This window comes from Tardiphaga sp. P4_G1 (genome assembly GCF_056401215.1).
In genome coordinates, this window is the sequence record NZ_JBFUJU010000022.1 from 1 (window position 1) to 1,147 (window position 1,147).

The following is a 1,147-nucleotide window of genomic DNA, read 5'->3' on the forward strand; positions in this document are numbered from 1 at the left end:
GAGATTCCTGTATCTGGCGATCTGTCACGCGCATAGTGACGGCAGGCGGAGATAGCCCGTTAGATTCCAGGCCCAATCGGCCGTAACCCGGCATGGGCATCTCGCCTGTTTTGTCTGATCGAACAGTCGCAAGGGCACTCCGGTTGCCCGCATACAGGTCTGATCCCATGACAGCTCAAGCGCTTGCAGTCGCAGCCGGCATCGATGTCGGCCAGCGTTTTCTCGATATCGGCCTTGCCCCCTCGGGCAAGACCTTCCGTGTTGCCAATGCGCCGACCGGCATCGCAGCCATCGTTGCGCGCCTGGCGCAGGATGGCGTCAGACGTGTCGTGCTCGAGGCGATCGGCCCCTATGCGCAGCGATTGGTCCTTGCGCTCGCCGCCGCAGGCTTCGAGGTCGGCGTCGTCAACCCACGGCGGATCAAGGCATTCCGCGATGCCGAGGGCCGCCGCGCCAAGACCGACGGACTGGACGCACGGCTGATTGCGCGGTTTGCTCTCGCCATGACCGATGCGATCCGCCCGCTGCCATCTGCCGATCAGCTTGCTCTCAAGGCCCTCTCGACGCGCCGCCGTCAGCTCACCGAGATGATCGCCATGGAGAAAAGCCGGCTCAAGCAGACCGACGAGCCGCTGCTGCTCGCCAGCCATCGTGCCGCCATCGCGGGCCTCACCGAGCAATGCCGGCAGATCGAGGCGGAGCTGGCGCGCCGCATCGCCGACGATACCCGCCTGGCAACGAATTTCGGGATCCTGACCTCGATCCCGGGGATCGGCGAGCGCATTGCCACCGTCCTGATGACCGATCTGTCCGAGATCGGCACCATCGACCGCAGGGCCATTGCAAGCCTTGCCGGGCTGGCGCCGCATGTCAGCCAGTCCGGCAATGCGCCACCGCGGGCGATGATTGCCGGCGGTCGGCCCTGCGTTCGCGCCGCGCTGTACATGGCAGCTCTCGTTGCCTGCCGCCATCATCCGCAGATGAAACAGGCCTATCAGGCCCTGCGGTTGCAGGGAAAACCGGCCAAGGTGGCGCTCATCGCCATTGCCCGAAAGCTCCTCATCACCGCCAACGCGCTCGTCAAAGCCAACAAACACTATGACGGAGAGACTCAGCCCCATTGACAGACAAGACAGTCGCCGGGTTC

At 64.7% G+C, this 1,147-nt stretch carries 1 protein-coding gene; it reads left to right on the forward strand.

The features are described 5' to 3' along the window. Positions 1–167: 167 nt before the first annotated feature. Positions 168–1,124: an IS110 family RNA-guided transposase gene (locus AC1DUY_RS30695; RefSeq protein ID WP_478119190.1), complete on the forward strand. Its 957-nt coding sequence runs from the start codon at positions 168–170 to the stop codon at positions 1,122–1,124. The last annotated feature ends 23 nt before the right edge of the window (positions 1,125–1,147 follow it).

Coding starts and splice junctions, on each gene's coding strand:
- AC1DUY_RS30695 (WP_478119190.1), top strand. CDS start 168: ATGACAGCTCAAGCGCTTGCAGTCGCAGCCGGCATCGATGTCGGCCAG.